Consider the following 25352-nt stretch of genomic DNA (forward strand, 5'->3'; position numbering starts at 1 on the left):
TTATGAATATAATTTTCTCCGTTTCTTCCAACATTTTCTTCGTAAATCATAAATCGTAAATCTTAAATCAGTTTTCTTTTAAATAATATCTATCTTAACCCAATGTTAAATATTTAAATAATTATATTAAACTTATATGCGCCGCGGTTTGGGCGGACGGCATCCGTTGTGCGGCACAGGAGTCACATCTTTGATGGCATTGATCGTCAAGCCTTGCTGCGCCAAAGATCTTATCGCTGAGTCTCTTCCTGAACCGATCCCTTTTACGAACACATTCACTTCTTTTAATCCCAGCTTCTTCACTTTTTCAACAACATTTTTTACGATCAGTGAAGCGGCGTAAGGAGTGGATTTCTTAGTGCCTTTAAAACCAATTGATCCCGCGCTGGACCAAGCTAAAACTCTACCGGTATCATCAGCCAAAGTAACAATTGTATTATTATAGGTAGACTGAATATAAGCCTGGCCTTTGACAACCATCTTTTTCAAATTTTTTGCCGCTCCGGAAGATTTTACCGCCGCAACTTTGTTCTTTACATCTTCACTTTCCTGAGCCGATACTCCAATTGTTAATACGCGTTTTTTTCCCATAGAATAAAATTAAATTTCTGTTTAGATTATGTCTTGTTTAATCCCTTGATTCTGCCGCTACCCGCAGTTCGGCGGACATTTCCGCGAACCGTCCGGGAGTTGGTTTTTGTTCTTTGACCGCGAACCGGCAAGTGTTTGGCGTGCCGAATTCCTCTGTAAGCGCCAACATCTTTTAATCTCTTTATATTGAACATGATCGCCCGGCGCAACTCTCCTTCTACCTTATATTCTTTTTCAATGATCTGCCTCAAACGATTGAGCTCTTCCGGGCTTAACTCGCTGGTTCTTTTATCTTTATCGACATTTGCCTGCAATAAAATCTTACAAGATAAAACGTGGCCTATTCCATAGATATAGGGCAAAGCAAATTCAATTTTTTTATTATCGGGTATTGTTACCCCAGCAAGTCGTGCCATAATTTTTTATTTCTAAGTTTCAATATTAAATGAAAATTTTTGAATTTTTATATTAATCGCGCTTTTAAATCCGTGCTCGGCTTATCCTTGTCTTTGCTTATGTTTCGGGTTAGTACAGATTACAAAAAGCACTCCTTTGCGCTTGACAAATTTGCATTTCTCGCACCTTTTTTTAATTGATGGGGTTACTTTCATATGTCTAATATTATTTAAAATCTTCTTGTGATCCGCCCTTTAGTTTTATCAAACGGACTCATTTCCACTAAAACCTTGTCACCGGCTGAAATTCTTATCGAATGCATCCTCATTTTTCCTGATAAATAGCCAATAATCTCATCCCCGTTTTCAAGTTTTATTTTAAAAGTTGCGCTGGGCAAAGCCTCTAAAATAGTACCCTCGGTTTGAATAACTTTTTTTTCCATATTTCAATAAGATCAATGTAAATACTTTAAAAAGCGCAATATAAATAAAATAAAATAAAAGTATCCTACGCCTATTGCTTAGCGTTGGTACTTTATTAAATAAATGCGCTAATTATATTAATTGTTTCCAAGTAAATTAGCTATCTAATACCACTGTTCCAAGTATATATTATATAATATATAATGTCAACTTTCTAAAAAATTATTCAAGATTACAACTTTTATATATTATCATTCCCCGTGCGGAATGTCAAGGGTTATACTCACGTTCTTTTCTATGCTTGGTATTTTTTTGACCCAAAACGGCCACAAATTAACACTGACCTTGTTTATATCAGGATAGTTATTTTTAACATATTCCTCCAATTCTTCCTTGCTCTTTCCGACTATTTTTGCGCGCATCTCGCTTTCGTTGATCAAATTGAACGCATTGGCATGCGATTGAGCGGATAATTTGATCGTATCCGAACCGATTATCAGGGCATCTCCATATTCTAATCCGTTATCAATAAGGACAAAATTTTTCTTTTCTTCGTTTATTTCTTTCAAAATGCTCTTGGCAATTTCTTTAACATCGTTTAAATTAAACAGGAAAGCGATCGCGGATATTTTCAAACTTGCTTTAAATTTATTCGCTGGCTGATCAATGCTAAGCGGGGAAATCAGCTCTCCGCTTTTTACGCTTATCGCCTGATCGATCATTGTCAGATCGGATGGTTTTTTATCATTCAATTGGGAAACAATATCTTTTTTTGCCTCTTCTTCTAGGAAGTCTTTTGCTTTTTTAAAATCATCCGCGGATATTACCGTTGTAAACCCCGAAGCGCCTCCGGAAGTGGCCGTTACGGACTTCGCGTATATTTTAATATATTTCGCAGTGCCTTTAAATCCCGGAATAGTAAAATCAGCAGGTTCAATATTGTAATCGGGACCGGATTCGGAAGCGACTATCGGCACATCGATCTTTCCCGGAACATCGCTGCCCGCTTCATCTCTAATAAATCCCGGCACTGTTACGCTGTCTGTTATTTTAAATATCTTGCCGTCAGTGGTAGAAAGCCTGGTGTTTTCCACCAATTTCTGGGGAAACGAAGACCATTCATTGTAAATGGTTACTGTACCGGTAGCATTGCTTGTTATCTGCTTTTTGCCTGTAGCTGTGAATTGTCCGTCCTTTTCAATATTAGCGGATATTACTGTCGCGGGAATTTTCTTATTTTCGATATCCACTTCTTTGACGTTTCTATCGATTATAAAATCAAAACTTGTGTTGATCGGATTGGCTTTGGGAGTAATTACTATTTTTGCTGTCGGCAACAGAACATACCCCGCTACCCCCACCGCTATGATCACCATTATAATAAATGCTATAAAAATGTTTCTGCTTGTCCGGGGAACTTGAAATTTTACCGCCTCTTCTTCGAGTTTTTCAGTTTCATCGAATTCTTCAAATCTTTTTTCCATCTTAGGAGGCAACGGCTCCTCTAAGATTTCCGGCGCTTGTTTCCGGGGAAGTTCGCGTTGATAAGATAAATCTACCGGACCCTTGCTCCAGACAATTGAATCAACCAGTCTTGGTTTATGCGTAAAACTATTGGCATTAACGGCGTATTTTGCTTTAGTTTCATCGCCACTGTCCTTTTTCTCGGCTACCTTTAGATTTATTCCGGAATTTTCAACTAATATTTTTACCGCTTCATCGACAGTGGAAACCGATATGCTCTTATTGAGATTCTCGGCGATCTTCTTGAACATCTTTAGGTTTACAACGCTTAAAACAGGAACGGTTCTTGATAAAACCAATAAATTAATTTCTTTTTCCTGGCTCGACTTAATTTTTCCGGCAATGATATCAACAGTATCCTCATTGCTTAAATAAATTGTTTGCATAGCTCTATTATACTACAAAAATGATTTATTCCAAAATCGCCTTGATTCTCCGCACTCCCGCGGAGCTGGCTTCTTCTTTTTTTATTTTGAATTTGCCCAAAACTCCGGTATTGGCCGCGTGCGGACCGCCGCAGATCTCGCGCGAGAATATGCCGGTTCTCTCGTCGCCGATCGTATAAACTTTTACCCGCTCGCCGTATTTGATTTCAAAAATACCCATTGCGCCAAGCCGTTTCGCGTCTTCCAGGCTCATTTCTTCTAAGCCGACAAGAAGATTTTTTTGTATTTGCTCATTCACAATATCTTCCACTTTTTTAATTTCTTCCTTAGTCATTTTTTCCGAATGCGAAAAATCAAAGCGCATTCTTTCGGCCGTGATATTGCTTCCGCGCTGATAAATATTCTCGCCCAAAACTTTTCTCAAAGCAGCGAGTAAAAGATGCGTCGCAGTATGATATTTGGCAGTTTGCTCGCTATGATCAGCCAAACCGCCTTTGAATTTTCCAGCCGAAGCGGTGCGGGAAAGACTCTGATGCTTTTTAAACTCTTCGTCAAATTCTTCTTTATTATACGTCATCTGATAGTGCGCCAATTCTTCTTTAACTAATTCCGGGGGGAAACCGTAGCTCTGGTATAGGTCAAAAGCGTCTTTCCCCGGAATCATGCTGACAAAATCGGTATTATTATCCTTGAGAATTTTGGCGATTCCCGAGGTACAACTTTTTTCTTTTTTTGATACATATTCTTTCAATTTTCTTAATCCCGTTTCCAAAGTTTTTTCAAATTTCTCTTCTTCGTTTTTTATTTCATCCAGCATCTTGTTTTTACTCTTTTTTAAATCCGAATAATTTTCTTTGTAAATATTGTTTACCGCTTCTGCCAATGGCGTAAGAAAGTTTGCTGGCATTTCCAGCGTTTTGCCATGCCTAATCGCCCTTCTTAATAATCTTCTTAAAATATACCCTCTTTCAACGTTTAACGGCACAACTCCGTCAGAGATCATAAATACCGAAGCACGAATATGGTCAGCGATTATTCTGAACTCTTTTTTATAATCTTGATAATTTTTACCGGAAATCTCTCCAATTTTTCCAATAAGCGGAATAAACACATCAGTCTCATAAACATTGCTGTATCCGTTCAAAATCGCCAGTGTCCGCTCCATTCCCATTCCTGTATCGACATTTTTCTGCGCCAGCGGCACGAACTTTCCTTCCGCGGTTTTGTTGTACTGCATAAAAACATTATTCCAAATTTCCACATATCGGCCGCATTTGCAGCCGGGACGGCAATCATCTCCACTGGGACATTTTTCAAGATTAACCGGCTTTTCCAGATCAATAAAAATCTCCGTATCCGGCCCGCAAGGCCCGGTAATGCCTGCCGGTCCCCACCAATTATCTTCTTTGGGCAATGGAAAAATTCTCGCAGTTTTGGCGTTTTTGTCTTCCTTCGCGTAAACTTCAGCCTTTATCTTGAACTTTTCAAAACATTCCTGCCAAATTTTGATCGATTCATCGTCTCTTGGAGCGTCTTTATCCCCTTCGAAAACCGTGACTTTTATTCTTTTAGGATCGATCCCCAGCCATTTTTTATCAGTCAAAAATTCCCAGCTCCAGCGAATTGATTCGTCCTTAAAATAATCTCCCAGCGACCAATTTCCCAGCATCTCAAAAAAAGTATTGTGCGTGCTGTCGCCCACATCATCAATATCGCCCGTCCTGACGCATTTTTGCACATTCACGAGCCTCTTGCCTGCCGGATGATTTTCCCCCAGCAAATAAGGCACCAGCGGATGCATTCCCGCGGTGGTGAATAAAACAGTCGGATCGTTTTCCGGCACAAGCGAAGCTGAAGGTATTTCCACGTGCCCTTTGCTTTTGAAAAATTCTATATATTTTTTCCTTAAATCTTTTGAGGTGATCATTTTTTTGCTATATATGCTCTTTTTTGCCGCATTGCATTTTGATTTAGATCGAATTCTTCTGTTTTTAAAACTTTCAACCGCGTCTCTGCCGCTTCAAGAGCCATTTTAGCCCTTGAAAAATCTTGCTGAAATTTCCTGATCTGAATGTTCAAGTTTAAAATTTCATTCCTTACCCGGCGCAAACCCTCATCGGTTTGCTGCAAGTCTATCTGCATCCTAAGCTTTGAGCTTAAAGCTTCGTCTTTATCATCAATAATGTCATCATTCATAAGTATATTTTATGCAAAATTATGTAGATTATTACCATTATATCTTTTTTCTTAAAAACTAACAAGTTTAGTTTACTTTATAAATTTTTATATCGCCTTCCTGAAAAACCACTGGATAATTTTCTGTAAAAAATTGCTCGTTAAAATTCGGCATAGATCTTTCGGCAGCGCCGATAAAAATATAACTAACGGAGTACTTTTTTAACAAATCTTTCGTGCCGGCTGAACCGCGATAAATTTCCATAATATCTTTTTCCCGCGCCTGATATTTGATCCCGTGCGACCAAAGCCAGCCGGGATACCCCATCACGACAGGCCTGCCGGCCAAAGAATTCACCGGATTTAAATGAGAAGTGCCGGTTAAAATTATATCATTTGATAAAGTATTATTTATAATCCATTCCGCCGCCTTTTGCTCTTTAGCGCCAAAAATCTCGTAAAACGGCGGTCCGGCGAATGAAGATCGCGAAAAGGTATCAATTAAGCCGACAAAAATCATAAAAAATGTCAAAATAACTGCAATAAGTTTGTTAAACTTAAATTTCCATTGCTCAAAAAAATAAACAATGATTACGCTTCCCAACAAATAAAAATAACCAAAGATCTTACCGTTATCATAATCCCACGGCTGGAATTTTATTGTATTTACAACAATAAAAATAAAAAACCCGCTAAAGATCAGCCCGAACACAGAATCTTTTTTCCGCCAAAGATCATTTTTTTTGTAAATAAAATAAATTATTGCGGCGATCAAAAGCGGAAAAAACAAACCGAAATTTTCCCACAAATAAGAAATCCAGGCGCCTACCGGTGAACCGCCTGCCGGATTATACTGTATAGAGCCGATTCCTCCCGACTCACTCATCCATCCTAGTCGAAAAGTTAAAAAATTCACTCCAGAAGAAAAATCAAGAATAAAAAAATATGATATCAGAAACCCAATTATTGTGCCGGTTAAAATCGTATTAAATAAATTTTTCGCCAAAGATTTTTCGCGAATAAAAATTTTCCAAACATAAAAACCAAAAACAATAAGCAAAATCGCGATAAAACTATGCATGTGAATTAAAGGCAGAAATCCGATCAAAAGTCCAATGAAATAAAAATATTTTTTATGTCCATTTTTAAGCGCCTCACTCAAAACATATAAAATCATCGCACCTGCCGCAAAGCCAAAAAAGAATGATCTTTGGTGCGTAAGAAACATGGTCGTAAAACTTGACCAAATATTATTTTGCGCCGGAAAAACCGCATTATAAAAAACCACGATCGGATACGGAAGATGCAAAATATAATTAATTATCCCTCCAATACTGCTTTTTTCCCAAAGCAAGCTATCTTGAAAAATTTTTATAAATTCCGCTCCCGAACCAAGAAACATAATCAAAAAAGCCAAGATCCGCATCGCGACAGTTTTAATAAACGCGGAAATAAATTTATAAATAAAGAAAAAGCCCGTAAAAAACAAAATGTACGAAGGTAAATTAAAAGATAAAATATAATTGCCGCTTAAAACATAAAAAACGCCGCTCAAAAGATTAATTAAAAAAGCGTAAACAAGCTTACTGCCTAAATAAATCGGTTCCTCAAGCGCAAATGGATTGTTATGGATAAAATAGCTAACCTCGGCCATATGAAACGGTATATCTCCGTATCCCGCAAACGCAACTTTATAAGCACCATCCTGGTAAACTATTGTTTTGGAAAATATATCAAAGAAAAATAATAGAAATAATAGAAAAAAAATTATTTCCGGCCAAGAAATTTCTTTTAGCTTTCCAATCAAAAAACTCGTATTTAATTCTTTGGAACTTATCGCGCTTTTTAGTTTTTTAAAATTTATAAATCCGAAATATACGCTATAAATCCCGCCTAACGCCATAAAGATCCATACAGCGGTGGCGAAATTACCGGTTAAAATGCTTGCGAATAAAATAAAATATCCCATCACTACCAGCCCAACAACAAAAGCCATTGGTAAAATTTCAATTTTTTTTGCTTTATCCGCAAGAAAAAAAATACCAATCGAATAACCGGTTATAAATACTATAATTAAAGCGATAAAAATAAAAAACATAAACAAAAAATTACTCAAAATATTTTATTAACGATGCCCCCATTAGATTTTAAAGCGCATTTTGGCGATTCAACGCTGAAAAAAACTACAAATTACAAACTAATTATTCCGCCACCCAGCGCTTCTTCTCCTTTATAAAAAACCACCGACTGTCCGGACGTCATAGCACGCTGAGGAACAGCGAACTTCACTTCATACTTCCCCTTTTCTAGCGGCTTCACTATTGCCTCTTCCAGCTTATGCCTATAGCGAATTGTCGCTTGGCATTTTGCCGAGCTCGAAGGCATTTTACCGCTTATCCAGTTGACGCTTTCGGCTATCAAATCTTTCCGATACAGCAATTTATCCTCGGTATCAGAAGTTACGATAAGCTCGTGCGTTTTATAATCCATCTTTACCGCATAATACGGCTTTCCCCCGCCAATACCCAAACCATGCCGCTGGCCGACAGTAAAAAGCGGCAAACCCGAATGTGTTCCGAGAACTTTTCCGGCGGTATCGATAATCTTTCCCGGAGTCAAATCAAGATATTCGCTAATAAATCTTCTTACATCGTTGTCCGATATAAAACATATTTCCTGGCTCTCGGGCCGATTCCACACAGGAAGATCAAGTTTCTTCGCCATTTTCCTAACATCGGTTTTTAAATGATCGCCAATGGGAAATAAATACTTGGCCAATTGCGCTTGCGTTAGATTATACAAGAAATAACTCTGGTCTTTGTTCCTGTCCTTCGCCTTAAGTAATTTATAAACTGGAATTTGGTTTTTGTTTGGGATTTGGGATTTGGGATTTGGGATTTCCCGCTTTATGCGCGCATAGTGCCCTGTCGCCACGGCATCCGCGCCAAAACTTTCCGCTTTTTCCAGCAAAAGCTTGAATTTTATTTCCTTATTGCAAACCACGCAAGGATTGGGCGTAGCGCCTTTTTTTAATTCGCTTAAAAAATGATCAACCACCGCTTTTTTAAATTCTTCGGCAACATTCAGCGTGTAAAACGGAATACCGATTTTTTCGCATACCCCGCGCGCCATTTTTTCCGCTTCCAGCGAACAGCAGCGATTTACAAATTCATCCAGTTTTTGCCCGTCTTTCGGCGTTTCAAACCAAAAATGCATAAATACTCCCATAACGTCATAACCCTGCTTTGCGAGCAGGGCGGCAGCCACGGAACTATCCACGCCGCCGCTCATCGCGACGGCAATTTTAATTTTTTTCTTAGTTAAATTCATTTTTTTATTACTTCTTCCAATATTCGTCCGCTTCTTTCTCAAGCTTTTCCAAGCGCGTATAATAATCAGAAAACTCATTAAGATGAGCGAGAGCGATCTTGCCAGTTATGATCGGGTCGTCGTCCGTAACATTTGTTTTTGGATCCACTAATCCATGCTCAAGCTCGACGTCGAGTCCCATTCGAAACTGCTCAACATTATATTTATCCCATTTAATACCAAAGCTTTCACCAATGGTTTTTGCTTCCTCGGTTGTAAAATGTTTGTTATCTGGCATATTATAATTATTTATTTTTTTCAAAACTATAGCCGCATTTTTCGGGCGTGATCCATTCTTGCTTGGTGCGCGGATATTTTCGGCACTGTAAAAACCGATATTTCCAGATCGCGCAATAACTTTTTCCTTTCCCGTCAAAACGCAAAAAAAGACATTTCACCGGCAACTGGCAACACGCGCCGCAATTAGCGCATTCACCCCGCCGATTTTCCGCCACCGAAAAAAAAGACATTATCGACCGATACAGTTTGCTCTTAAAATTATTTTGCATCATAAACCAATAAAATTTAAATCACTAAGATTAACGTAATACTACTTCCGGGTTTTATTTAAAACTTCTCTTTCCCTCTTTTCCCTTTCCTAAATTCATTTTTAAGCCACGCCAACGGCGAAAGTCCTTTTATTTTTTTCCAAATCAGCGCTGCCCGATGCTTTCTCGAAATAAAACCTTTTTTCTGGCTTTCTATGTTCATTTCAAGCTTATCGCGCACCTCATCGATCGCTTGATATAAATCTTCCGCCTGCGCTTCCGCTCTGATAAGATGCTTGGGAAAAGTTAAAGTTGCCATAGCGATAAAAATCTTCCCGCTTTTGTGATGATGCGTCAAAACACCGACTTCCACATCAGCAATTGATACCGAATGGCTGCTGCTTTCTTCTTTTTCCCCGGTAGAACCGCCCAAAATGGAGAATTTTTCCAATCCGCCGATTTTGTTATTAATGTAATCTTTTATTGTCTCGGTTAATTCTAAATTCTTGCCTCTGATGGTAATGCGCATATTTTCAGGTTAAAAATTAAAGATTAAAAGTGTAAAATTTTAGAACCCCACATATTGTATTTCCTCCTCAAGCTGTATGCCAAAATTAACACGAATTTTCTGTTTAATCAAGCTTATCAGCATTATTACGTCTTCGGCTTTAGCCCCGCCAGTATTAATAATAAAATTCCCATGCTCCTTGGAAACCATTGCTCCGCCGATTTTTTTGCCCAGCAAGCCATATTCTTCAATCAACCACCCTGCCGGTATTTTTTCTATTGCTTTAAATTCTTCCAATTCAGGATATCGTTCAGTTAATTTCTCGAAAACTCTTTGATTTTCCTTTATTAGCGGATTTTTAAACACGCTACCGGCGCTTGGACCGGCAGGATGCCTTCCTTGCCGTTTCGCAACATATTCTTTTATTATTTTTTCACTCTCCAGTTTATCGCCTTTTTTCAGTTTTAAAACCGCGCTTAAAATAATATATTTTTTTTCTTTGAACGCACTGCTGCGATAATCAAACTTGCATTCCTCTCCGGCCAAAACCTCTTCCTTCAAATTATCAGAATTAAGGACTTTTACGCTTTTCACAAATTCACCAATCGAATGATTAAACGCCCCGGCATTACCATAGATCGCTCCGCCAATTGTTCCCGGAATCCCTATCAAACACTCCAGCCCGATTAATTCATTTTTAACGGTTTCATTCACTATTTTTCCCAAAGGAACTCCGCTCTCGCAAATAACTTCTTCAGCTTGTATCTTATGATCGGTATTTTGCAGTTTGATCACCAATCCGTCAAACCCTTTATCTGAGACCAAAATATTGCTTCCACTTCCTATTACATAATAAGGTAGTTTTAATCCTTTGGCAAATTGCATCGCTTGTTTGATTTCCAAGGCGGTTTTTGCCGCATAAAAATATTTTGCCGGTCCGCCGATCTTAAAAGTGGTATATGGCGCCAGTGGAATATTTTCTTGAACATTTTTTAATAAATTTTTAATAACAGTCATGGTCTGTTTCTTTACTTTTAAAATTATCTCACAATTGTAATAAAGTTTCAATAAAACAGTATTATTCTCCCTCAACTTCTCCCAAGCTCTGCAAACTGAATAATCTATAATACAAACCCCGCTTTTTGATCAGGGCGCTATGTTTGCCTGATTCGACGATCCTTCCTTTGTCCAGCACTAATATCTTATCCGCGTGCTGAATCGTACTCAAGCGGTGCGCGATAACAAAAGTGGTCCTGCCTTTGATCAATTTTTTAAGCGCTCTTTGCACCAGTAGCTCGCTTTTGGAATCCAGCGCCGAAGTCGCCTCGTCTAAGATCAATATCTTCGGATTTTTCAAGATCGCGCGGGCGATCGCCACTCTTTGCTTTTGTCCGGTGGATAATTTTACCCCTCTTTCTCCGACTTGCTGCGCGAGCTTATCGGGAAAATTATTTATGAACTCATCCGCGTGCGCCGCTTCGGCCGCCCGCCATATTTCCGCGTCCGTCGCATCAAGTTTTCCGTAAATAATATTATTTTTCAGCGTATCGTTGAACAAGCTGATCTCCTGCGGCACAATGGCGATCTGGCTCCGCAAACTTTTTAAATCCAGATCTTGAACATCTGTTCCGTCAAGCATTATTTTCCCGCTGGCAGGAATATTGTAGCGCGAGATCAGATCCACCAATGTCGATTTCCCGACCCCGCTTTCACCGACCAAAGCGATCACTTGACCCGGCCTGGCTTTAAAATTTATATCTTCCAGCACCGGATTTCCTTTATTATAATTAAAATCCACGTCTTTAAATTCTATTTGGCCTTTGATCTTATTCAAAACTATCGCTCCTGATTTTTCATATGGTTCCAGGGGCTCATTAAATAATTTTAAAGCTTTTTTAACGACGCCTACCGAGCGCTTGAACCGTTCAAGATTTTGTGAAATTCGCCGCAAAGGATTAAAAATCAAGCTGCTGTACCCGATAACCGTAACTATCTCACCGATTGAAATCAAGCTGCGGTCTTTTAATAAAATCAAAACCCCGAATAATAAAATAGTGGTAATGCTAATAATGACCTGCTGATAAGAATCAAGCGCGCTCCACGCGTTAATAAAATCTTTATACCTCGCGTAGCTGGTATTTAAAGATTTTTTCGCTTTTTCGGTTTCGTATTTTTCATTCACATTCGTTTTTACAACTTGAATATTGGCGATGGAATCATGCATAATCGCATCCCCTTCTTCATAAGAGCTGATCATCTTAAGCAGCGCGCCGCTAATGCTATTGATTCTGCTCAAAGTGATCCAAAGGTAAAAAACAATGGCCAGTCCCAAAAATAAAGCGATCCTCCATTCTATATTTAATATCACCAAATACACCAAAACGACTGTCAAAAGATCGGAGCCAAAAACAAAAACTATATCCGTAATGATTGACTCCAAAAAATCGGATGCTCTTATGTATTTTGAAGCGAGTTTTCCCGTCTTTTGAGTTTTATGAAAACTTAACCTCAAACGCATCACATAACTGTTCAGGTCGGCGATCAGATCAACCGCGCATTTTACGCTGATTTTTCCCCCTTCGCGCACCACATACCGATGAGCCCAGTCTTTAATAAAGCTTAAAACCAGCCAAATAAACAAAATCAGGGCAAAAACCGATATCCCTTCACCGTTGATGATCAAATCAATGATTTTTCCATAAATATAAGGAACAGCGGCTTCGATGGCGGAAGCAAAAAATGCCACGCAAAAAATGATATAAACCTCGCGCTTATATTTCGCTAAAAACCTCCAAACGATTTTCAAATCATCAGCGAACTCCATAAAAAAATATTTTTTATTTTTTAACCAATTCATCCGCCACCTTATAAATATCTCCCGCGCCCATGATCAATAAAACATCACCGGGTTTGATTTTTTCATCGATCAATTTTCGAACTTCATCCAAATTTTTGGCATAAAAAATAGAATCGGATTGCAAAAAAACATTATTATTGTCATTGCGAGCCCCGCTTGTCGGGGCGTGGCAATCTCTCAACTTGTTTGATAATCTGGCATTAGCCAGAGATTGCTTCGTCGCTTCGCTCCTCGCAATGACAGCTTTTATATCTTCCGCCAGTCTTTGCGAGCTCACATTTTGATCTTTTTTTTCTTCTCTTCCTGCAACATCGAAAATTTTCGCCAAAACCAAAACATTCGCGCTGTCAAAACTCTTCAAAAAATCATCGTAGAGCATTTTCGTCCGATTATGCTGGTGCGGCTGAAAAACCGCGACAATTCTTCGTTCGGGATAAAATTCCCGTGCCGCTTCAATCGTCGACCTCACCGCTGTCGGATGATGCGCGTAATCGGAAATTACCGTTGCGCCGCGATATTCGCCTTTTATCTCAAATCTCCGCCAAATTCCGCCAAAATCAGCTAAGGATTTTTTTATTTTTTCCGCATCAATTTTCAAATGCAAGCCTGTTGCTATTGCGGCTAACGCGTTATAAACATTGAATTTCCCGGGAAGTTTAATCACAAACTCGCCCAAATCTTTATCTCTATAATTTACTTTGAATTTTGTTTTCCCGTTCTCGGTTTTAAAATCATACCCCCTTACATCATTATTCTCGCCGAGACCAAATTGTATAATTTTCAGCTTTGCATTCGGACTTTTAACTTTTAACTTTAAACTTTCAACTTGCTTGTCGTCTCCATTCAAAATCAAAACTCCATTATCCGGCAAATGTCCAATAAATTCCTCAAAGGCGCTTCTGAAGTCTGCAATATCTTTATAGTAATCCGTATGGTCAAGCTCGATATTATTCAAAACGATAATTTTCGGATAATATTCCAAAAAATCACGCTTGTATTCGCAAGCTTCCGCAATAAAATAATGTTCACTGTTTATCGAGTTGCCAATTCTCAAATTTCCATCAAATTCCGGCACTTTACTCCCTACCACGACACTCGGATCCAATCCGCCGCCTGCCAAAACAAGGCCAACCATTGAAGTCACAGTTGACTTGCCATGCGTTCCGCAAACAGCAACACCAAATTTATCATTCAATAAAAACCCCAAAGCTTCCGGATAGCTCATAAGAGGTATCCTGTTTTCTTTAGAGGCTATCATTTCAACATTATCGTAAGCTATCGCAGGCGTATAAATAGCCAGATCCGCGTCCTTCGGCACATTTTCTTTTTTTTGGCCGATAAAAATTTTTGCTCCCATTTTTTCTAGCTTTGCCGTAATATCGGATTCACCCAGATCTGAACCGCTAACCTTCTTGCCTTGCGCAAGCATAAGCTTGGATATCGCAGAAATGCCAATTCCGCCAATTCCAATAAAATGAATTTTTTTTATTTTATCAAAATCTATTTTTTTCAACCCGTTAAAAATTCCCATATTTATGCTATCGTTTATTGCCAAACCGCATTAAAAATAATTTGCATATTTCTAGCGGGTTAAATATTTTTATCATTGCTTATTAAATTATACCCCAAAACAAGTTTAAAATCAAAATAAAAAGAGCCGGCTTACAGCGCTCTTTTTATTAAAAATCTATTTTCCCAGTCTTATAATCTCCTCAGCGATCAATTGCGCCGCATCGAGCGACATTAATTGCCTGGCGGCGCGAATCATCTGAACTTGCTTTGATTTATTGTCCAATATTCCAAAAATAGCGTCATAAAGCATATTGGGCGTCAGGTTAGTTTCATCCAGCAACAACGCCGCGCCTTTGCTGCTGTAATAATAAGCGTTTTTTAATTGATGGGCGCCGGCAGAATTCGGAAGAGGAACTAAAACCACCGGCTTATTCAAATTGATTATTTCCGAAATATTATTTGCTCCGGCCCTGCTGACGACCAGGTCGCTTATGGCATAAGCATCCTTAAGATTGTCTAATAAAAAAGGATAAGGATGATAATCTTCAATGTTTGTCAGGCCAAAATCGGAAATTGTTTTTTTTACATCTTCATAATTATCAATCCCGCATACATGTATGACCTGAGCCTTCGTAACGATCTTAACTAGCGCCTCCAGCACTATATTATTAATTTTTTGCGCTCCTTGGCTTCCCCCTAATATCAAAAGCGTGGGTAAATCTCTTTTCAAGCCAAATTCTTCTATTGCCCGCTCTTTATCGCCCTGAAAAATCTCCTGGCGAACCGGATTGCCCGTAAGAATTATTTTCTTCCTGCTAAAATAATTTCCCGCCTCGGCAAAAGAAACCGCGATCCTGTTGGCCAATTTTCCTTCAATGGTATTTGCCAATCCCGCCACCGAATCAGATTCATGAATAATTATCGGGATGCGGAAAAACCAGGCCGCTAGCACGACTGGAAAAGACGCATATCCGCCTTTTGAAAATACCACATCGGGCATAAACGAATAGACTTGGAAAAAAGCCTGAATTGCGCCAATCGGCAAGTTTATCAAATCAATAATATTATCAATTGACCAATATCTGCGCAGTTTATACGCCTTAATGGTCTTAATCGGGATACCGGAAATAGCGATAACTTCATTAAACGGACTATCACTGCCTATAAACAGAAAATTTGGTATTTCGTGAAGCGTACTTAATATTTCTTTTACTTTTGCGGCTACTGCGATAATAGGCATAATATGCCCTCCTGTTCCGCCGCCGGTAAATAATACTCTCATGGTAATAAGATAGTTAACATGCTTCTTTAACTACGAACAAGCAGAAAGCTTATCTCTAAAACTCTCTGCTTTTTTTGGGAATTTATTAGTTATTCTATTTCTTCTTGCTCGTTTTAATTTTTTTAGCCGCACGAGAAATATTTTTCCAATGTGATTTCATTTCTTCCGCAAACGTTGATAGTTCGGCCGCGCTAATATCTTTTGCGGCTTCATATTTTGGCTTAACTTCATCAATAATTTGATTGTACTTTTCCTCCGTCAAATCCTGGACTTTCTGGACTTTTTCAGCGGTTTCTTTTTGCATTTCCGCCATCCAGCTTTTAATTTTTTTTGCGGCTTTTTTCCTGTCTTTAGGCGAAGTTAAAAGATAAGCTGCTAGGGCTGCACCGGCTACTAATCCGGCTCCGACTAAAATTTTCTTTGTGTTGTCGCTATTTTGCGTCTTTACCATATTTTTAATTTAATTAATTATTTTTTTAAAAACTTGCCGACACCTTTAACAATTCCTTTTATTATTTTTCCGCTTGTAAGAGTCAGGTCATTCTCGAGCACTGTCAGTTTTTCTTCCAAACTGCCTTCGAGAGATTTCACTCGTTTTATAATAATAACCGCGTCCTGCAAAAAAATTATCGCGTAATATAAAACCATGCTTAGTTCAACGGCTAATATAAGCAACAAAACCGCAATAAATAATAAAAGAAAATCTTGCATACGGCGCTAATAACGGTTAAATAAATACTTTATAATTATACCGCATTTCTAAAATTAGTAAAGCCCTTAATTATTAGTCCGCTATTTCTTTCCTAGATCCCTATCCCCCTAGCCCAGCCGAAGATGTTCTCGAATTGGTTGATGATCATCTGGATGATGGATTGGCGTTTGACCGGCGAGAGGACCGTGTAGTCGGAGGAGATGATGGTGTTGCCGAACTTGTCAGTGGAAGCGACGCGGAAGCGGTAGACGGTGCCGGGTTTGAATTGGGTAAGGACCACGATGTGGTTCGTGCCCAAACCTAAAAATTTACATTTTTTCTTTCTTTTTTAATTATACTACTTTTTCAGAATTATGCCAAGCATCACTTTATAGTTTTAGCTATCTCTTTTGAAAAATATTTTCCATATAAGATTTTATGTTTAATGAGATTTTCTTGGAGTATGGCTTGAAACATTCAATATTATCCCAACCCCGAACAAAGCAGTTGCTAGCGCAGACCCGCCATAGCTGATAAAAGGCATAGGAACTCCCGTCATCGGTATAAATTGCGTAATCGCGGCAATATTCATAAAAAACTGAATAACAAGAATAAAAGTAATTCCGGAAACCAATAATTTCCCAAAATTATCCGGCGCGTTCTTGGCTATGATAAAACACCGCCAAACAAATATTAAAAATAAAATGATCAACGCCAAAAGTCCCGCGAAACCCAGCTCTTCTCCGGTAATAGCAAAAATAGAATCGCCGAAAGGCTCGGGCAAATAATTATATTTTTGCCGGCTCTGTCCCAAACCCAGGCCGAATAATCCGCCTGAACCTATGGCAATTACCGCTTGATTGATCTGATAGCCGGTATTCAACAAATCCGCCTTCGGATCCAAAAAAGTCACAAAACGTTGCAATCGATAAGGTTCAGTTTTAATAAAAACCGCCAAAGCGGAAATCCCCAAAATTATTAACGAAAAAACGTGAATTATTTTTGCTCCGGAAACATAATAAAGTGCCAGGGCGGACAGCGTAACAATGCCAAGCATTCCCAGGTTCGGCTGAGCAATAATAAGAACGCTTAAAATCGCTACGATGGCCAAAAATGGAAAAAGCGTCGCTTTGATATCGTTTATCTTGCTGCCTTTTTTATCAAGCCATGCCGCCAAATAAATAATAAAAAACATCTTAACAAACTCAGACGGCTGAAGCGTATAGGAACCAATAGTGATCCATCTTGCCGCTCCGCCATGATAAAAGCCCAGAGACGGGATAAGAACAACAACTAAACCAATAACGCTAACAACAAAAAGAATTGGGGATAATTTTATCCACCGGCGATAATAAAATTTTAAAGCGAAAAGAAAAAAAATAATTCCCGGAATAATTCCGTAAATAAGCTGATGCTTGGCGTAGTAATAGCGATCGCCAAATTCCTGAAACCCTTTAATGACGCTAGCGCTGGCCACCATTATCAAACCAAACAGCAATAAAAGCAATACTGTTCCGATTAAAACGTAGTCTGGCCTGTAAGATTTAATCATAAAACAGTCAGCTTTAATTTATCATAGACTTCCCGAATAATTAATTCGGCATCCGCCGTAAGATGATAATCAGCTGAAACAAACGACCCCGTAGATTCAACTCGAGCCGCTTCGCTTTCCGGTTTTATCTTTCTCCCCTTTGCCGCCGCCAGAACAATAAGCTCATTTGGCGATTTTAAATCAAGAACAGAATACCCTGGCCGCAAAAAATTCAACTTGTCATTTTCAAGACAATAAACTCCTGCTTTTAATTCGCTGCTTGGAGCACACACCATTTTTTCTTTATTCCTTAAAACCAGCTGTGAACCGGAAATGGCTAAAACATTCTTGTTGGATAGATCTTTGGCTCTGGGATCAACATCATATTTTTCTCCTAAAAATTCAAGAAAATGCAAAGCGATCATGGGAATTGCTAAATTTTTAATTTCCAGTTTTGTGTAAAAAGGTATGGAAGCGACAAATCGCGGATTGATCTCGATTAAATAAACATCTTCGTTTTTTTCGCTTATGATAAAATCCAAGCCAAAAATCCCTTTATATCCTTTTCCTTTAAGATACATCCCTATTTTTTTACCAATTCCGTTCATTTCATCCAGTGCCTTGGCTGAAACAGAAAGGACTCCCCAATCGTTTCCGCAAGTTGTGCCGAGATTATTCGTGCATAATTCTTCGCCGGTAATCTGATAGCACGGCTTACCCACATAAGCCCCCGATGAAGTAACACAAGCATTAACCGTTGCAGGAATGCCGCGAATAAACTTCGAAACTTTTACCATAAAAGATTTTTTGCCGGACGGATTGCGAAAAAAAGTATCCATTAACCTGCCGTAGTCATCTTTGCTTCTGATAAAAAAAGTGGAACTGCCGGCATAACCGCTTTTAAGCTGAATGACGAAATAATCGTAATATTTTTTCAACTCCCAATAACTGATGCGCCCGAAATCTATCGTTTCCGCGTCGGGAGTTCTTATGTGCAAACTTTTGGCGATAAACAAGAAATTGAACTTATCCTCGATCTCTTTCGACAAAACTGTCGTGTTGTTCAAAAATTTCCAATTATTTTCCAAAGCGATCTTTTCGGCCGCCAGTGACGGCTTGAATACGACCACTGCCGCTTGCACGCCCGGCGGAGTGTTTTCCTTTATATATTTTTTAACCGATTCTTGGCCCAGCAATATCGCGGAACTCCTAAGGATCACGTTCTTCTTGCCAAATTCTTTTTCCAGACAAAAAATTTTTGCGCCCGCCTTTTCCAGATAGTCCACTTCGTCATCATAATCAATGCAAATAATGTGGTAGTTGGGAATAATATTCTCCAAACCTATGCCTCTGTCAACAACGTTTGAAACATAAAAAATCGGAGTTTTTGAACCCTCAAAAATCTTTTTTATGTCAGCTAAATTGTTTATTGTATATGCCATATATTAAATTATATGAATATTGATATTCTATCATTTTTTTAGGAAAAAAACAAAAAATGCGCGAAAACTAAAATTAACCTGCAAATTAAAAAAGCGGCCCTAAAAGAAAATTTTTAACGCGCCCAAAGTAACTCCCAGCACCAAAAATCCAGCGATAATAATTCCCGCGCTGATTAAAGCCAGCGCCCGACAAAAAGGAATTCCGAAAAGAAACGCGATTATCGCGGCTGTCCATGCGCCAGTCATAGGCAGCGGAATCGCCACAAACATAACTAAAGCCAAACTGCCCCAATTCTCGTGTTTTTTATAATAATTCTTTCTCGTTTTCAAAAGAACTTTCCATAAAAACCGCTTTAAAAAAGGCAAACGCCTCGTTAAAATTTTTACCGCAGGACATAAAAAGCGAATAAGCAGCACCGCAATGGCGATATTGCCTGATATTGACCAAAACAGCGCGTTCGCCGGCGACATTTTATACACGCCAATAGCCAGCGGTATAGCCGCGCGCAGTTCGCCTATCGGCGTCATTGCTGTTAAAAATGTAGCTAACTCCTGATTCATAAAATAAAATATTAATGATCAAGTTGCGAAATGAATTGCATTATACTATCGAATAATAATTATGCGGTCATGGAATTACTTTAAATAAGTCTAAATTTTAAATTTAGACTTTAAAATTAAACTCCAGCCTTTTAAATACTTCTTCAACTTCATCTATATTCTCCGCTCTAAAAATATTCCTGCTTTCAATATCCTCTATTTTACCATTTGTTTTCTTTCCTGTCAGCAACACTACGACTTTCTTGCCTTTCACTTTTTCTCTAAGTTTTATCGCGCCGGCAAAACCGGCCGCGCTTTCATAGCCTGTTTCAATATTATTTTTTTCTAAAATTTTACTTGCTTCCGTAATATCGACATCAGCCACTACCGCTCCTCCGCCGGCGGAATTTTTAATCACCATCAAAATATTTACTAATTTTTCTTCCGGAATATTTTTTGCCACGATCCCGCGCGCCAAACTTTCATTTCCGCCTATAAATTTTTTGTCAAAATGCCCGGCGATCGGATGAACTTTGGCGGTCTGCACCACGTATATGGCAGGAATTTTTTTAATCTCTCCGGATTGCGCCAAATCATCAAAGGCTTCAGCAATAGCAATTACCGTGCTGGCGCTGGAAGTAGGAATAAAAATCGCATCAATCTCGCCGCAGTGTTCAAAAATCTCAAAAGCGATTGATTTTAATCCGTAATAAGATTTTTCATCCGCGCCTGGCCGGAGATTCCTGATTTTAAACTTTTTAGAAGCCAGATCCGCCAAAGTGAGCGCGTGTTTGGAAATTATTATTTTTGCGCCGCACCCCGCCATTTTAATTAATTTTTCTTTATCGATCTTGGGCGAAACAAATATAAAAAGTTTTATGCCGGCTAGCTGGCAATAAGCCGCAGCGGATACTGCCGCGTTGCCGGAAGAAGAAATGATCAATACTTTTTCTCCGTTCTCTTTGGCGCGTGAAACTTGATAAGCAAGCAATCTGTCTTTGTGTGAACCATTGGGATTAAGATCTTCACGCTTAAAAATCAGCTCTTTAAAACCTAGCTCTTTGGCAATATTCGGCATACTGATCTCCGGCGTATTTCCCTCATTCAAAGTCAGCCGATTTTCTTTTTTGATCATCGGATAAAAACCAGCGTAACGCCAGACATTTTTTAACTCAGAATTAATTTTTGATCGAAAAATTGACATTTTAAAATTTTATGTTAAAGTTAAAGAAAAATAGGAGGTAAAAAATGGGTGACTTAATCGATCTTTTAAAAATGTTTTCCGCGCCGACTATTGTTCCGGTATTGATAATGTTAGCGCTTGTAAAGATCCATATTGCACTTTTTGGCACAGCTGCACTTTTTAATCCGCTATCGCAAGTAATCATTGTCATAATTGCTTGTATAGCAATATTAACAGTTTGGAAATACATGTTAAAAGATGTAGATATGAGCTTATAGGACTCGCTTGGGTCCTTTTTTTATTTGACTCAAAAGCTGATTTTAGATATTATAATACTAGAATTTTAACATTTTAACATGTAAATATATGTCTTCACAATGCGATGTTTGTAAAAAAGATATTTTAGCCGATGATTTTCCTAATATCACCATCGGAGATGTTATCAGCTGCCCTCACTGCGGGTGCGAACTGGAAGTGATAAGCATCGAACCTCTGGAAGTGCAAGCGCTGGAAGAAAAATGACCTTTGGTCATCCCGAATTTATTTCGGGATCTTTAATGCTTGTTTCTATTTTCATAGATTCTATTGTGCAATATAGTAGTTCCTATAGATCCTGAAACAAGTTCAGGATGACAGATTAAACTTTTCCACAATTAAATTCCTTATCGGTTTTTTAAGAATATCAATGTACCTCGCTTGAAAATGCGCCGAGGCAGGCGAAATTAATACAATATCGCCTGTTTTTATTTGCTCTTTTAATAGATCCAGCGCCTCTAAAAAATCATTATATTCAAAAAGTTTCATTTTTTGACATTCGGCGTTTATAATTTGGTTTTTAATAATATCACTTCCTGTTCCCGGCAATAAAATCAAGATATCCACCTTGCCGACAATCTCTTCCGTCATCCCTGCATAATCCATCCCTTTATCGTCCCCGCCCATAATTAAAATCATTCTTGACTCTTGGCTCTTGATCCTTAACTCATTCAGCGCTTTTATCGCCACGATCGTAGAATCAGGGTTGGTAGAAGCCAGATCATCATAAAATTTTACCCCATTATATTCACCGATAAATTCGATTCGATGCGGAAGGCCTTGAAAATCCTGAATTGTTTTTTTTATTTCTTCCGGCTCCGCGCCCGCCAAAGAACCAACCAATGCTGCGGCTAAAACATTCTCTATATTATGTTCACCTAGAAGCTTAATATCCCTCAAATCGCAAATCTCTTTTTTATCACTTTTAATTTTTACAAAAATTTTTCCGTTTTCCACGCAAGCTCCGCTTTTAACTTCACTTTTTCTGCTGAAGAAAAAAACTTTTATGCCTCGCGTAATCAATTCTTCGCCAATTTTTTTTGTAATTTCATTATCATAATTCAAGACTGCGACATTATCTTTTTTCGTATATTGAAAAAGGCTTTTTTTAACCGCAATGTATTTCTCAAAGCTGCCATGCTCATCAATATGATCAGGCGAAATATTGGTAATTATTCCGATATCAGGGCTTCTGCCCAAATCAATCGTTAGCTGGCGATTGCTTGTTTCCAATACTAAAATATTGTCTTTCCCCATTTTTGAAACCTTATCCGGCTCTTGCGCGCTTCGCCGGTCATTGCCCGCCAAATACACATTTTTCTTTTTGCCGGATTTTAATAAAATTTCATAGATCAACCGCGAGGTAGTGCCCTTGCCTTTTGTGCCGGTAACAGAAATTATTTTTCCCTTAGCCATCTCAAAATATAATTTAGTCAGACTAGAAAATTCAATGCTTTTTTTCTTCGCATCTTCGAGTCCGGGGAAATTGGGTTTGTACAAATACCAAGATGACGGCACAAAAACAATATCCGCGCTATCCACACCTTCAAGATATTTATCCTTAAGTTTTAATTTTATCGGCAATTGTAAAAAATTTTCAAACGCTTTAATTTTTTCTTTTCCTTTCAGCCACAAATGCGTCTTAAAAAAATTATTTTTAAATTCTTCCTGATCCCGAGAAAAATCATGCGCCGTAATGCTTTTAATCCCGTTTTTAATGAAAAATTCCAAAACCGCGCTTCCTTCCGTTCCCGAAACGCCGACAATATGAATATTCTTGGTTTTAATTTTTTCTAAAAATTTATTCACGTTTTTTCTTTAAAAGATTTTATGCAATAAAACTTCCGATCGCTTTGGCAATATCCTCGCCATTCTTATCCACTGCTATTTTAAACCATACCGTATAATTTCCGGAATTTTCTGAAATATCTTTTTTTAATTCGTCGAAATTGATCCATTTCCAGTCATCAGCCTCTTCCGGATTAATGCGCGGCTCGCCATCGAATCTTCCAATAAAAACATGATCAAATTCATGTTCCCAAAGCCCATGATCAAGCTTTGCCTTATAAATAAAACTAAAAATTTCTTTCATCTCGCAATCAAAGCCCATTTCTTCCTGAAGCCGCCGATGCACTGCCTCTTCAAATCTCTCTCCGCTTCCCGGGTGACTGCAACACGTATTGGTCCAAAGCCCGCCGGAATGGTATTTTGATCTGGCGCGTTGCTGCAACATCAATTCTCCTTTGGAATTAAAAATAAAAATTGAAAATGCGCGATGAAGCTTTCCTTCCTGGTGCACTTTTAATTTTTCTCCCAAACCTATCTCTTTATCGTTTTTGTCGACAAGTATGATTTTTTCTTCCATAATATTTTATTTATCGGAATCGCGTTTCACAACAATGCTACATCGTTGATTATCAGATCAAAATCATAACCTAAATATTCAGCCGCACTGCGACAGTATGTCATTCGACCAGTAAATATTTCAAAATACTCGATTATGGGCACAAATTTCGTATCGATCTTAATGGTTAAAATTATTTTTTTCTTATCTTTGCTGACTTTTAAATGCGCTTCCGTGGTGGCGTAATTGACCCTATCATGAATGTCTTCCTTGATCTCGTCCAAATTTTTGGAAAAAACTCTTTTTCTCGACACGTCGGATTTATCGGCCAGAACGACAATCGCTGAAATAATATTGGTAAAACGCATTTCTTCTTTGTCATGATTGGCAATCGCCTGCATTACCCGCGTTAAATCCTCCGGAGAAAGATCGGTGGAAAAAAACTGACTGAATAAAAGCGCCCCCCAATAATGATGGCTCGTTCTTCCGACAAAATTTCCAATATCATGGCAATAGCCGGCGATGGCGGCAAGCTCCATATCTTTTAATCCTAATCCCATATCTTGGGCAATATTGCGGGCTCGATCGGAAACCAACGTCGCGTGCCGCAAGCCGTGCTCGGTATACGAAAGCGCCTTTAAAGAAGCTTCTGACTGCTTGATAAATTCCAAAACCATCGGATGGCTTTTGATTTTTGCCAACAAATTAAAATTCGCTAAATTATTTTCCGGCCTATCCGATCCTAAATTTATTTTTTTTATCATTTTTGTTCCTTTCTTATTATTGAATTTATTTTTTAATTAAAACCTGTTTAATTATTCTTCGGACAGAAATCAAATTATAAAACTTTAAAATATCGGGCAAATCTTCGATCGCGACTCCTCCGATTTCCCGCCGGGCATTTAGAATTAAAATGCTGTTAGAAGTCTGGCGTTTGGCTTTTGGCGTTTTGAATTTTTCCACAACTATGCCGATGTGCGCAACTTTTGTCGCCTTGCGGCGCAAAAACACCAGATCGCCGAAGTGCGCCGCGCTCAGCTCGATTTTTTCGCCGCAAAGCGCTTGATCGCTGGAATGTCGCGGCAAAAGAATTCCAAAAATATCCGAATAAAATTTCTGCGTCAATCCCGAGCAGTCAATGCTTTGTCCGGTCATACCTCCCAATAAATACTGAGCATTCAAATATTTTTCCAAAAAACGAAGGAACTTGCTCTGAATATTTTTTGCCAAACGCTTTCTGACCACCTCGCCCGCCCTTACCCTTTTTGTTTTTATCCATTCTTTCTTTATTATTTCCCACTTGCTAAGTGCTATCCGGGAAGAATCCACCCAGCCGATCGTCAGATCGCGAGTTTGCGCCAGATACCAAATACCTTCTTTGAGTAATATTCTCACAAAATCACCTTTCATCGCCTGGCTAGCCAACCCGCCTAGACTCGATTTATTCGAGGCTGGTGATTCTCCGGTTGTATTTTTTTTATCTGACAATTTTACCCGCATATCGGCAACATCGGCCGTAATTATACCCCATCCGATTTCCAAATCATCTTTCGGATCGCTTAAAACCCTGATGCTGTTCTTAACTCTATTGTTTTTTATGATTTCTTTTACGGTTACAAAAACTTCATTTTTCTGTTTCTCTGACAAAACCGCGCCCTCGAGAATAATAAAATCGTTAAAACTTTTTACTTTTACGTCAAAAAATACCGCGCCGTACTTTTTTTTATAGCGTGACTTAATATTTTTTATTTTTTTTTCCACCGATGATATCAAGATGCTTTTTATCATTTTTTGTT

The 25352-nt window shown here is 38.6% G+C and carries 28 protein-coding genes; 1 reads left to right on the forward strand and 27 read right to left on the reverse strand.

Going from position 1 to position 25352, the window contains the following annotated elements; translation table 11 throughout:
• Window positions 1-132 precede the first annotated feature (132 nt).
• The 23 genes from rpsK to Q8N37_01160 all read right to left on the reverse strand — a co-directional run bounded on the left by rpsK (window position 133) and on the right by Q8N37_01160 (window position 20918).
• Window positions 133-591, reverse strand: a complete 459-nt coding sequence (gene rpsK / locus Q8N37_01050; protein MDP3057094.1) for a 30S ribosomal protein S11 — start codon at window positions 589-591, stop codon at window positions 133-135.
• A 26-nt stretch (window positions 592-617) separates the two neighbouring features.
• On the reverse strand, window positions 618-1007 hold the full coding sequence (rpsM, locus tag Q8N37_01055; GenBank protein ID MDP3057095.1) for a 30S ribosomal protein S13: 390 nt from the start codon (window positions 1005-1007) through the stop codon (window positions 618-620).
• 81 nt (window positions 1008-1088) lie between these two features.
• Window positions 1089-1202, reverse strand: coding sequence for a 50S ribosomal protein L36 (gene rpmJ / locus Q8N37_01060; GenBank protein MDP3057096.1), 114 nt, complete (start codon window positions 1200-1202; stop codon window positions 1089-1091).
• A 14-nt stretch (window positions 1203-1216) separates the two neighbouring features.
• A complete protein-coding gene (infA, locus tag Q8N37_01065; GenBank protein ID MDP3057097.1) occupies window positions 1217-1429 on the reverse strand; it encodes a translation initiation factor IF-1 in 213 nt (70 codons plus the stop codon).
• 231 nt (window positions 1430-1660) lie between these two features.
• The gene (locus tag Q8N37_01070; GenBank protein ID MDP3057098.1) at window positions 1661-3319 is read right to left on the reverse strand and encodes a hypothetical protein; all 1659 of its coding nucleotides are present in this window, start codon (window positions 3317-3319) and stop codon (window positions 1661-1663) included.
• Window positions 3320-3344: 25 nt separating this feature from the next.
• A complete protein-coding gene (locus Q8N37_01075) occupies window positions 3345-5246 on the reverse strand; it encodes an alanine--tRNA ligase (protein MDP3057099.1) in 1902 nt (633 codons plus the stop codon).
• Window positions 5243-5515 (reverse strand): hypothetical protein, encoded by a 273-nt coding sequence (locus tag Q8N37_01080; protein ID MDP3057100.1) that lies wholly within the window; start codon window positions 5513-5515, stop codon window positions 5243-5245. Before Q8N37_01080 ends, Q8N37_01075 begins: the two co-directional genes overlap by 4 nt.
• A 67-nt stretch (window positions 5516-5582) precedes the next feature.
• A complete protein-coding gene (locus tag Q8N37_01085; GenBank protein MDP3057101.1) occupies window positions 5583-7592 on the reverse strand; it encodes a hypothetical protein in 2010 nt (669 codons plus the stop codon).
• A 92-nt stretch (window positions 7593-7684) separates the two neighbouring features.
• Window positions 7685-8824: a tRNA 2-thiouridine(34) synthase MnmA gene (gene mnmA, locus Q8N37_01090; GenBank protein ID MDP3057102.1), complete on the reverse strand. Its 1140-nt coding sequence runs from the start codon at window positions 8822-8824 to the stop codon at window positions 7685-7687.
• Window positions 8825-8831: 7 nt separating this feature from the next.
• A complete protein-coding gene (locus tag Q8N37_01095) occupies window positions 8832-9101 on the reverse strand; it encodes a DUF5661 family protein (GenBank protein ID MDP3057103.1) in 270 nt (89 codons plus the stop codon).
• Between the two features lie 7 nt (window positions 9102-9108).
• Entirely contained in the window at window positions 9109-9375 is a 267-nt protein-coding gene (locus Q8N37_01100) for a hypothetical protein (GenBank protein ID MDP3057104.1), read from the reverse strand.
• Window positions 9376-9430: 55 nt separating this feature from the next.
• Window positions 9431-9880, reverse strand: coding sequence for an HPF/RaiA family ribosome-associated protein (locus tag Q8N37_01105; GenBank protein ID MDP3057105.1), 450 nt, complete (start codon window positions 9878-9880; stop codon window positions 9431-9433).
• A gap of 39 nt (window positions 9881-9919) precedes the next feature.
• Entirely contained in the window at window positions 9920-10876 is a 957-nt protein-coding gene (gene murB / locus Q8N37_01110; protein MDP3057106.1) for a UDP-N-acetylmuramate dehydrogenase, read from the reverse strand.
• Between the two features lie 61 nt (window positions 10877-10937).
• The gene (locus Q8N37_01115; GenBank protein ID MDP3057107.1) at window positions 10938-12683 is read right to left on the reverse strand and encodes an ABC transporter ATP-binding protein; all 1746 of its coding nucleotides are present in this window, start codon (window positions 12681-12683) and stop codon (window positions 10938-10940) included.
• Window positions 12684-12696: 13 nt separating this feature from the next.
• Window positions 12697-14247, reverse strand: coding sequence for a UDP-N-acetylmuramate--L-alanine ligase (murC, locus tag Q8N37_01120; protein ID MDP3057108.1), 1551 nt, complete (start codon window positions 14245-14247; stop codon window positions 12697-12699).
• 156 nt (window positions 14248-14403) lie between these two features.
• Window positions 14404-15510, reverse strand: a complete 1107-nt coding sequence (gene murG, locus Q8N37_01125; protein ID MDP3057109.1) for an undecaprenyldiphospho-muramoylpentapeptide beta-N-acetylglucosaminyltransferase — start codon at window positions 15508-15510, stop codon at window positions 14404-14406.
• A gap of 94 nt (window positions 15511-15604) precedes the next feature.
• Window positions 15605-15961: a hypothetical protein gene (locus tag Q8N37_01130; protein ID MDP3057110.1), complete on the reverse strand. Its 357-nt coding sequence runs from the start codon at window positions 15959-15961 to the stop codon at window positions 15605-15607.
• 17 nt (window positions 15962-15978) lie between these two features.
• Window positions 15979-16221, reverse strand: a complete 243-nt coding sequence (locus Q8N37_01135) for a hypothetical protein (protein MDP3057111.1) — start codon at window positions 16219-16221, stop codon at window positions 15979-15981.
• A gap of 92 nt (window positions 16222-16313) precedes the next feature.
• Window positions 16314-16520: a hypothetical protein gene (locus Q8N37_01140; protein MDP3057112.1), complete on the reverse strand. Its 207-nt coding sequence runs from the start codon at window positions 16518-16520 to the stop codon at window positions 16314-16316.
• A 123-nt stretch (window positions 16521-16643) separates the two neighbouring features.
• Window positions 16644-17753: a putative lipid II flippase FtsW gene (gene ftsW / locus Q8N37_01145; protein MDP3057113.1), complete on the reverse strand. Its 1110-nt coding sequence runs from the start codon at window positions 17751-17753 to the stop codon at window positions 16644-16646.
• A complete protein-coding gene (locus Q8N37_01150; GenBank protein ID MDP3057114.1) occupies window positions 17750-19174 on the reverse strand; it encodes an ATP-grasp domain-containing protein in 1425 nt (474 codons plus the stop codon). The genes ftsW and Q8N37_01150 overlap by 4 nt, the downstream gene beginning before the upstream one ends.
• A gap of 99 nt (window positions 19175-19273) precedes the next feature.
• Window positions 19274-19735, reverse strand: a complete 462-nt coding sequence (locus Q8N37_01155) for a small multi-drug export protein (GenBank protein MDP3057115.1) — start codon at window positions 19733-19735, stop codon at window positions 19274-19276.
• Between the two features lie 103 nt (window positions 19736-19838).
• Window positions 19839-20918: a pyridoxal-phosphate dependent enzyme gene (locus Q8N37_01160; GenBank protein ID MDP3057116.1), complete on the reverse strand. Its 1080-nt coding sequence runs from the start codon at window positions 20916-20918 to the stop codon at window positions 19839-19841.
• A 345-nt stretch (window positions 20919-21263) separates the two neighbouring features.
• Between Q8N37_01160 and Q8N37_01165 the strand changes: the two genes are divergently transcribed.
• Complete coding sequence (locus Q8N37_01165; GenBank protein MDP3057117.1) at window positions 21264-21419, forward strand: lysine biosynthesis protein LysW; 156 nt, start codon at window positions 21264-21266, stop codon at window positions 21417-21419.
• A 102-nt stretch (window positions 21420-21521) separates the two neighbouring features.
• Here Q8N37_01165 and murD read toward each other — a convergent pair whose 3' ends face one another.
• Genes murD through Q8N37_01185 form a run of 4 tightly spaced genes read right to left on the reverse strand, consistent with a single transcriptional unit; the run spans window position 21522 to window position 25344 of the window.
• Window positions 21522-23021, reverse strand: a complete 1500-nt coding sequence (gene murD, locus Q8N37_01170) for a UDP-N-acetylmuramoyl-L-alanine--D-glutamate ligase (protein MDP3057118.1) — start codon at window positions 23019-23021, stop codon at window positions 21522-21524.
• A gap of 19 nt (window positions 23022-23040) precedes the next feature.
• On the reverse strand, window positions 23041-23577 hold the full coding sequence (gene idi, locus Q8N37_01175) for an isopentenyl-diphosphate Delta-isomerase (protein MDP3057119.1): 537 nt from the start codon (window positions 23575-23577) through the stop codon (window positions 23041-23043).
• A gap of 26 nt (window positions 23578-23603) precedes the next feature.
• Window positions 23604-24320 carry an HD domain-containing protein gene (locus Q8N37_01180; protein MDP3057120.1) on the reverse strand — a complete coding sequence of 239 codons (717 nt, stop codon included), beginning with the start codon at window positions 24318-24320 and terminating at the stop codon, window positions 23604-23606.
• Window positions 24321-24345: 25 nt separating this feature from the next.
• Window positions 24346-25344: an NlpC/P60 family protein gene (locus Q8N37_01185; GenBank protein ID MDP3057121.1), complete on the reverse strand. Its 999-nt coding sequence runs from the start codon at window positions 25342-25344 to the stop codon at window positions 24346-24348.
• Between the last annotated feature and the right edge of the window lie 8 nt (window positions 25345-25352).

This window comes from bacterium, from assembly GCA_030693205.1.
Classification (GTDB): domain Bacteria; phylum Patescibacteriota; class Minisyncoccia; order JAHIHE01; family JAHIHE01; genus JAHILZ01.

Excerpts from the sequence above, each read along its gene's own strand:
- murG (MDP3057109.1), bottom strand. The coding sequence starts at position 15,510 with ATGAGAGTATTATTTACCGGCGGCGGAACAGGAGGGCATATTATGCCT.
- Q8N37_01080 (MDP3057100.1), bottom strand. The coding sequence starts at position 5,515 with ATGAATGATGACATTATTGATGATAAAGACGAAGCTTTAAGCTCAAAG.
- rpsK (MDP3057094.1), bottom strand. The coding sequence starts at position 591 with ATGGGAAAAAAACGCGTATTAACAATTGGAGTATCGGCTCAGGAAAGT.
- Q8N37_01100 (MDP3057104.1), bottom strand. The coding sequence starts at position 9,375 with ATGATGCAAAATAATTTTAAGAGCAAACTGTATCGGTCGATAATGTCT.
- Q8N37_01185 (MDP3057121.1), bottom strand. The coding sequence starts at position 25,344 with ATGATAAAAAGCATCTTGATATCATCGGTGGAAAAAAAAATAAAAAAT.
- infA (MDP3057097.1), bottom strand. The coding sequence starts at position 1,429 with ATGGAAAAAAAAGTTATTCAAACCGAGGGTACTATTTTAGAGGCTTTG.
- Q8N37_01105 (MDP3057105.1), bottom strand. The coding sequence starts at position 9,880 with ATGCGCATTACCATCAGAGGCAAGAATTTAGAATTAACCGAGACAATA.
- Q8N37_01135 (MDP3057111.1), bottom strand. The coding sequence starts at position 16,221 with ATGCAAGATTTTCTTTTATTATTTATTGCGGTTTTGTTGCTTATATTA.
- Q8N37_01165 (MDP3057117.1), top strand. The coding sequence starts at position 21,264 with ATGTCTTCACAATGCGATGTTTGTAAAAAAGATATTTTAGCCGATGAT.
- Q8N37_01095 (MDP3057103.1), bottom strand. The coding sequence starts at position 9,101 with ATGCCAGATAACAAACATTTTACAACCGAGGAAGCAAAAACCATTGGT.
- ftsW (MDP3057113.1), bottom strand. The coding sequence starts at position 17,753 with ATGATTAAATCTTACAGGCCAGACTACGTTTTAATCGGAACAGTATTG.
- Q8N37_01130 (MDP3057110.1), bottom strand. The coding sequence starts at position 15,961 with ATGGTAAAGACGCAAAATAGCGACAACACAAAGAAAATTTTAGTCGGA.
- Q8N37_01070 (MDP3057098.1), bottom strand. The coding sequence starts at position 3,319 with ATGCAAACAATTTATTTAAGCAATGAGGATACTGTTGATATCATTGCC.
- mnmA (MDP3057102.1), bottom strand. The coding sequence starts at position 8,824 with ATGAATTTAACTAAGAAAAAAATTAAAATTGCCGTCGCGATGAGCGGC.
- Q8N37_01155 (MDP3057115.1), bottom strand. The coding sequence starts at position 19,735 with ATGAATCAGGAGTTAGCTACATTTTTAACAGCAATGACGCCGATAGGC.
- murC (MDP3057108.1), bottom strand. The coding sequence starts at position 14,247 with ATGGGAATTTTTAACGGGTTGAAAAAAATAGATTTTGATAAAATAAAA.
- Q8N37_01085 (MDP3057101.1), bottom strand. The coding sequence starts at position 7,592 with ATGTTTTTTATTTTTATCGCTTTAATTATAGTATTTATAACCGGTTAT.
- Q8N37_01150 (MDP3057114.1), bottom strand. The coding sequence starts at position 19,174 with ATGGCATATACAATAAACAATTTAGCTGACATAAAAAAGATTTTTGAG.
- Q8N37_01160 (MDP3057116.1), bottom strand. The coding sequence starts at position 20,918 with ATGTCAATTTTTCGATCAAAAATTAATTCTGAGTTAAAAAATGTCTGG.
- rpsM (MDP3057095.1), bottom strand. The coding sequence starts at position 1,007 with ATGGCACGACTTGCTGGGGTAACAATACCCGATAATAAAAAAATTGAA.
- idi (MDP3057119.1), bottom strand. The coding sequence starts at position 23,577 with ATGGAAGAAAAAATCATACTTGTCGACAAAAACGATAAAGAGATAGGT.
- Q8N37_01115 (MDP3057107.1), bottom strand. The coding sequence starts at position 12,683 with ATGGAGTTCGCTGATGATTTGAAAATCGTTTGGAGGTTTTTAGCGAAA.
- murB (MDP3057106.1), bottom strand. The coding sequence starts at position 10,876 with ATGACTGTTATTAAAAATTTATTAAAAAATGTTCAAGAAAATATTCCA.
- rpmJ (MDP3057096.1), bottom strand. The coding sequence starts at position 1,202 with ATGAAAGTAACCCCATCAATTAAAAAAAGGTGCGAGAAATGCAAATTT.
- Q8N37_01180 (MDP3057120.1), bottom strand. The coding sequence starts at position 24,320 with ATGATAAAAAAAATAAATTTAGGATCGGATAGGCCGGAAAATAATTTA.
- Q8N37_01075 (MDP3057099.1), bottom strand. The coding sequence starts at position 5,246 with ATGATCACCTCAAAAGATTTAAGGAAAAAATATATAGAATTTTTCAAA.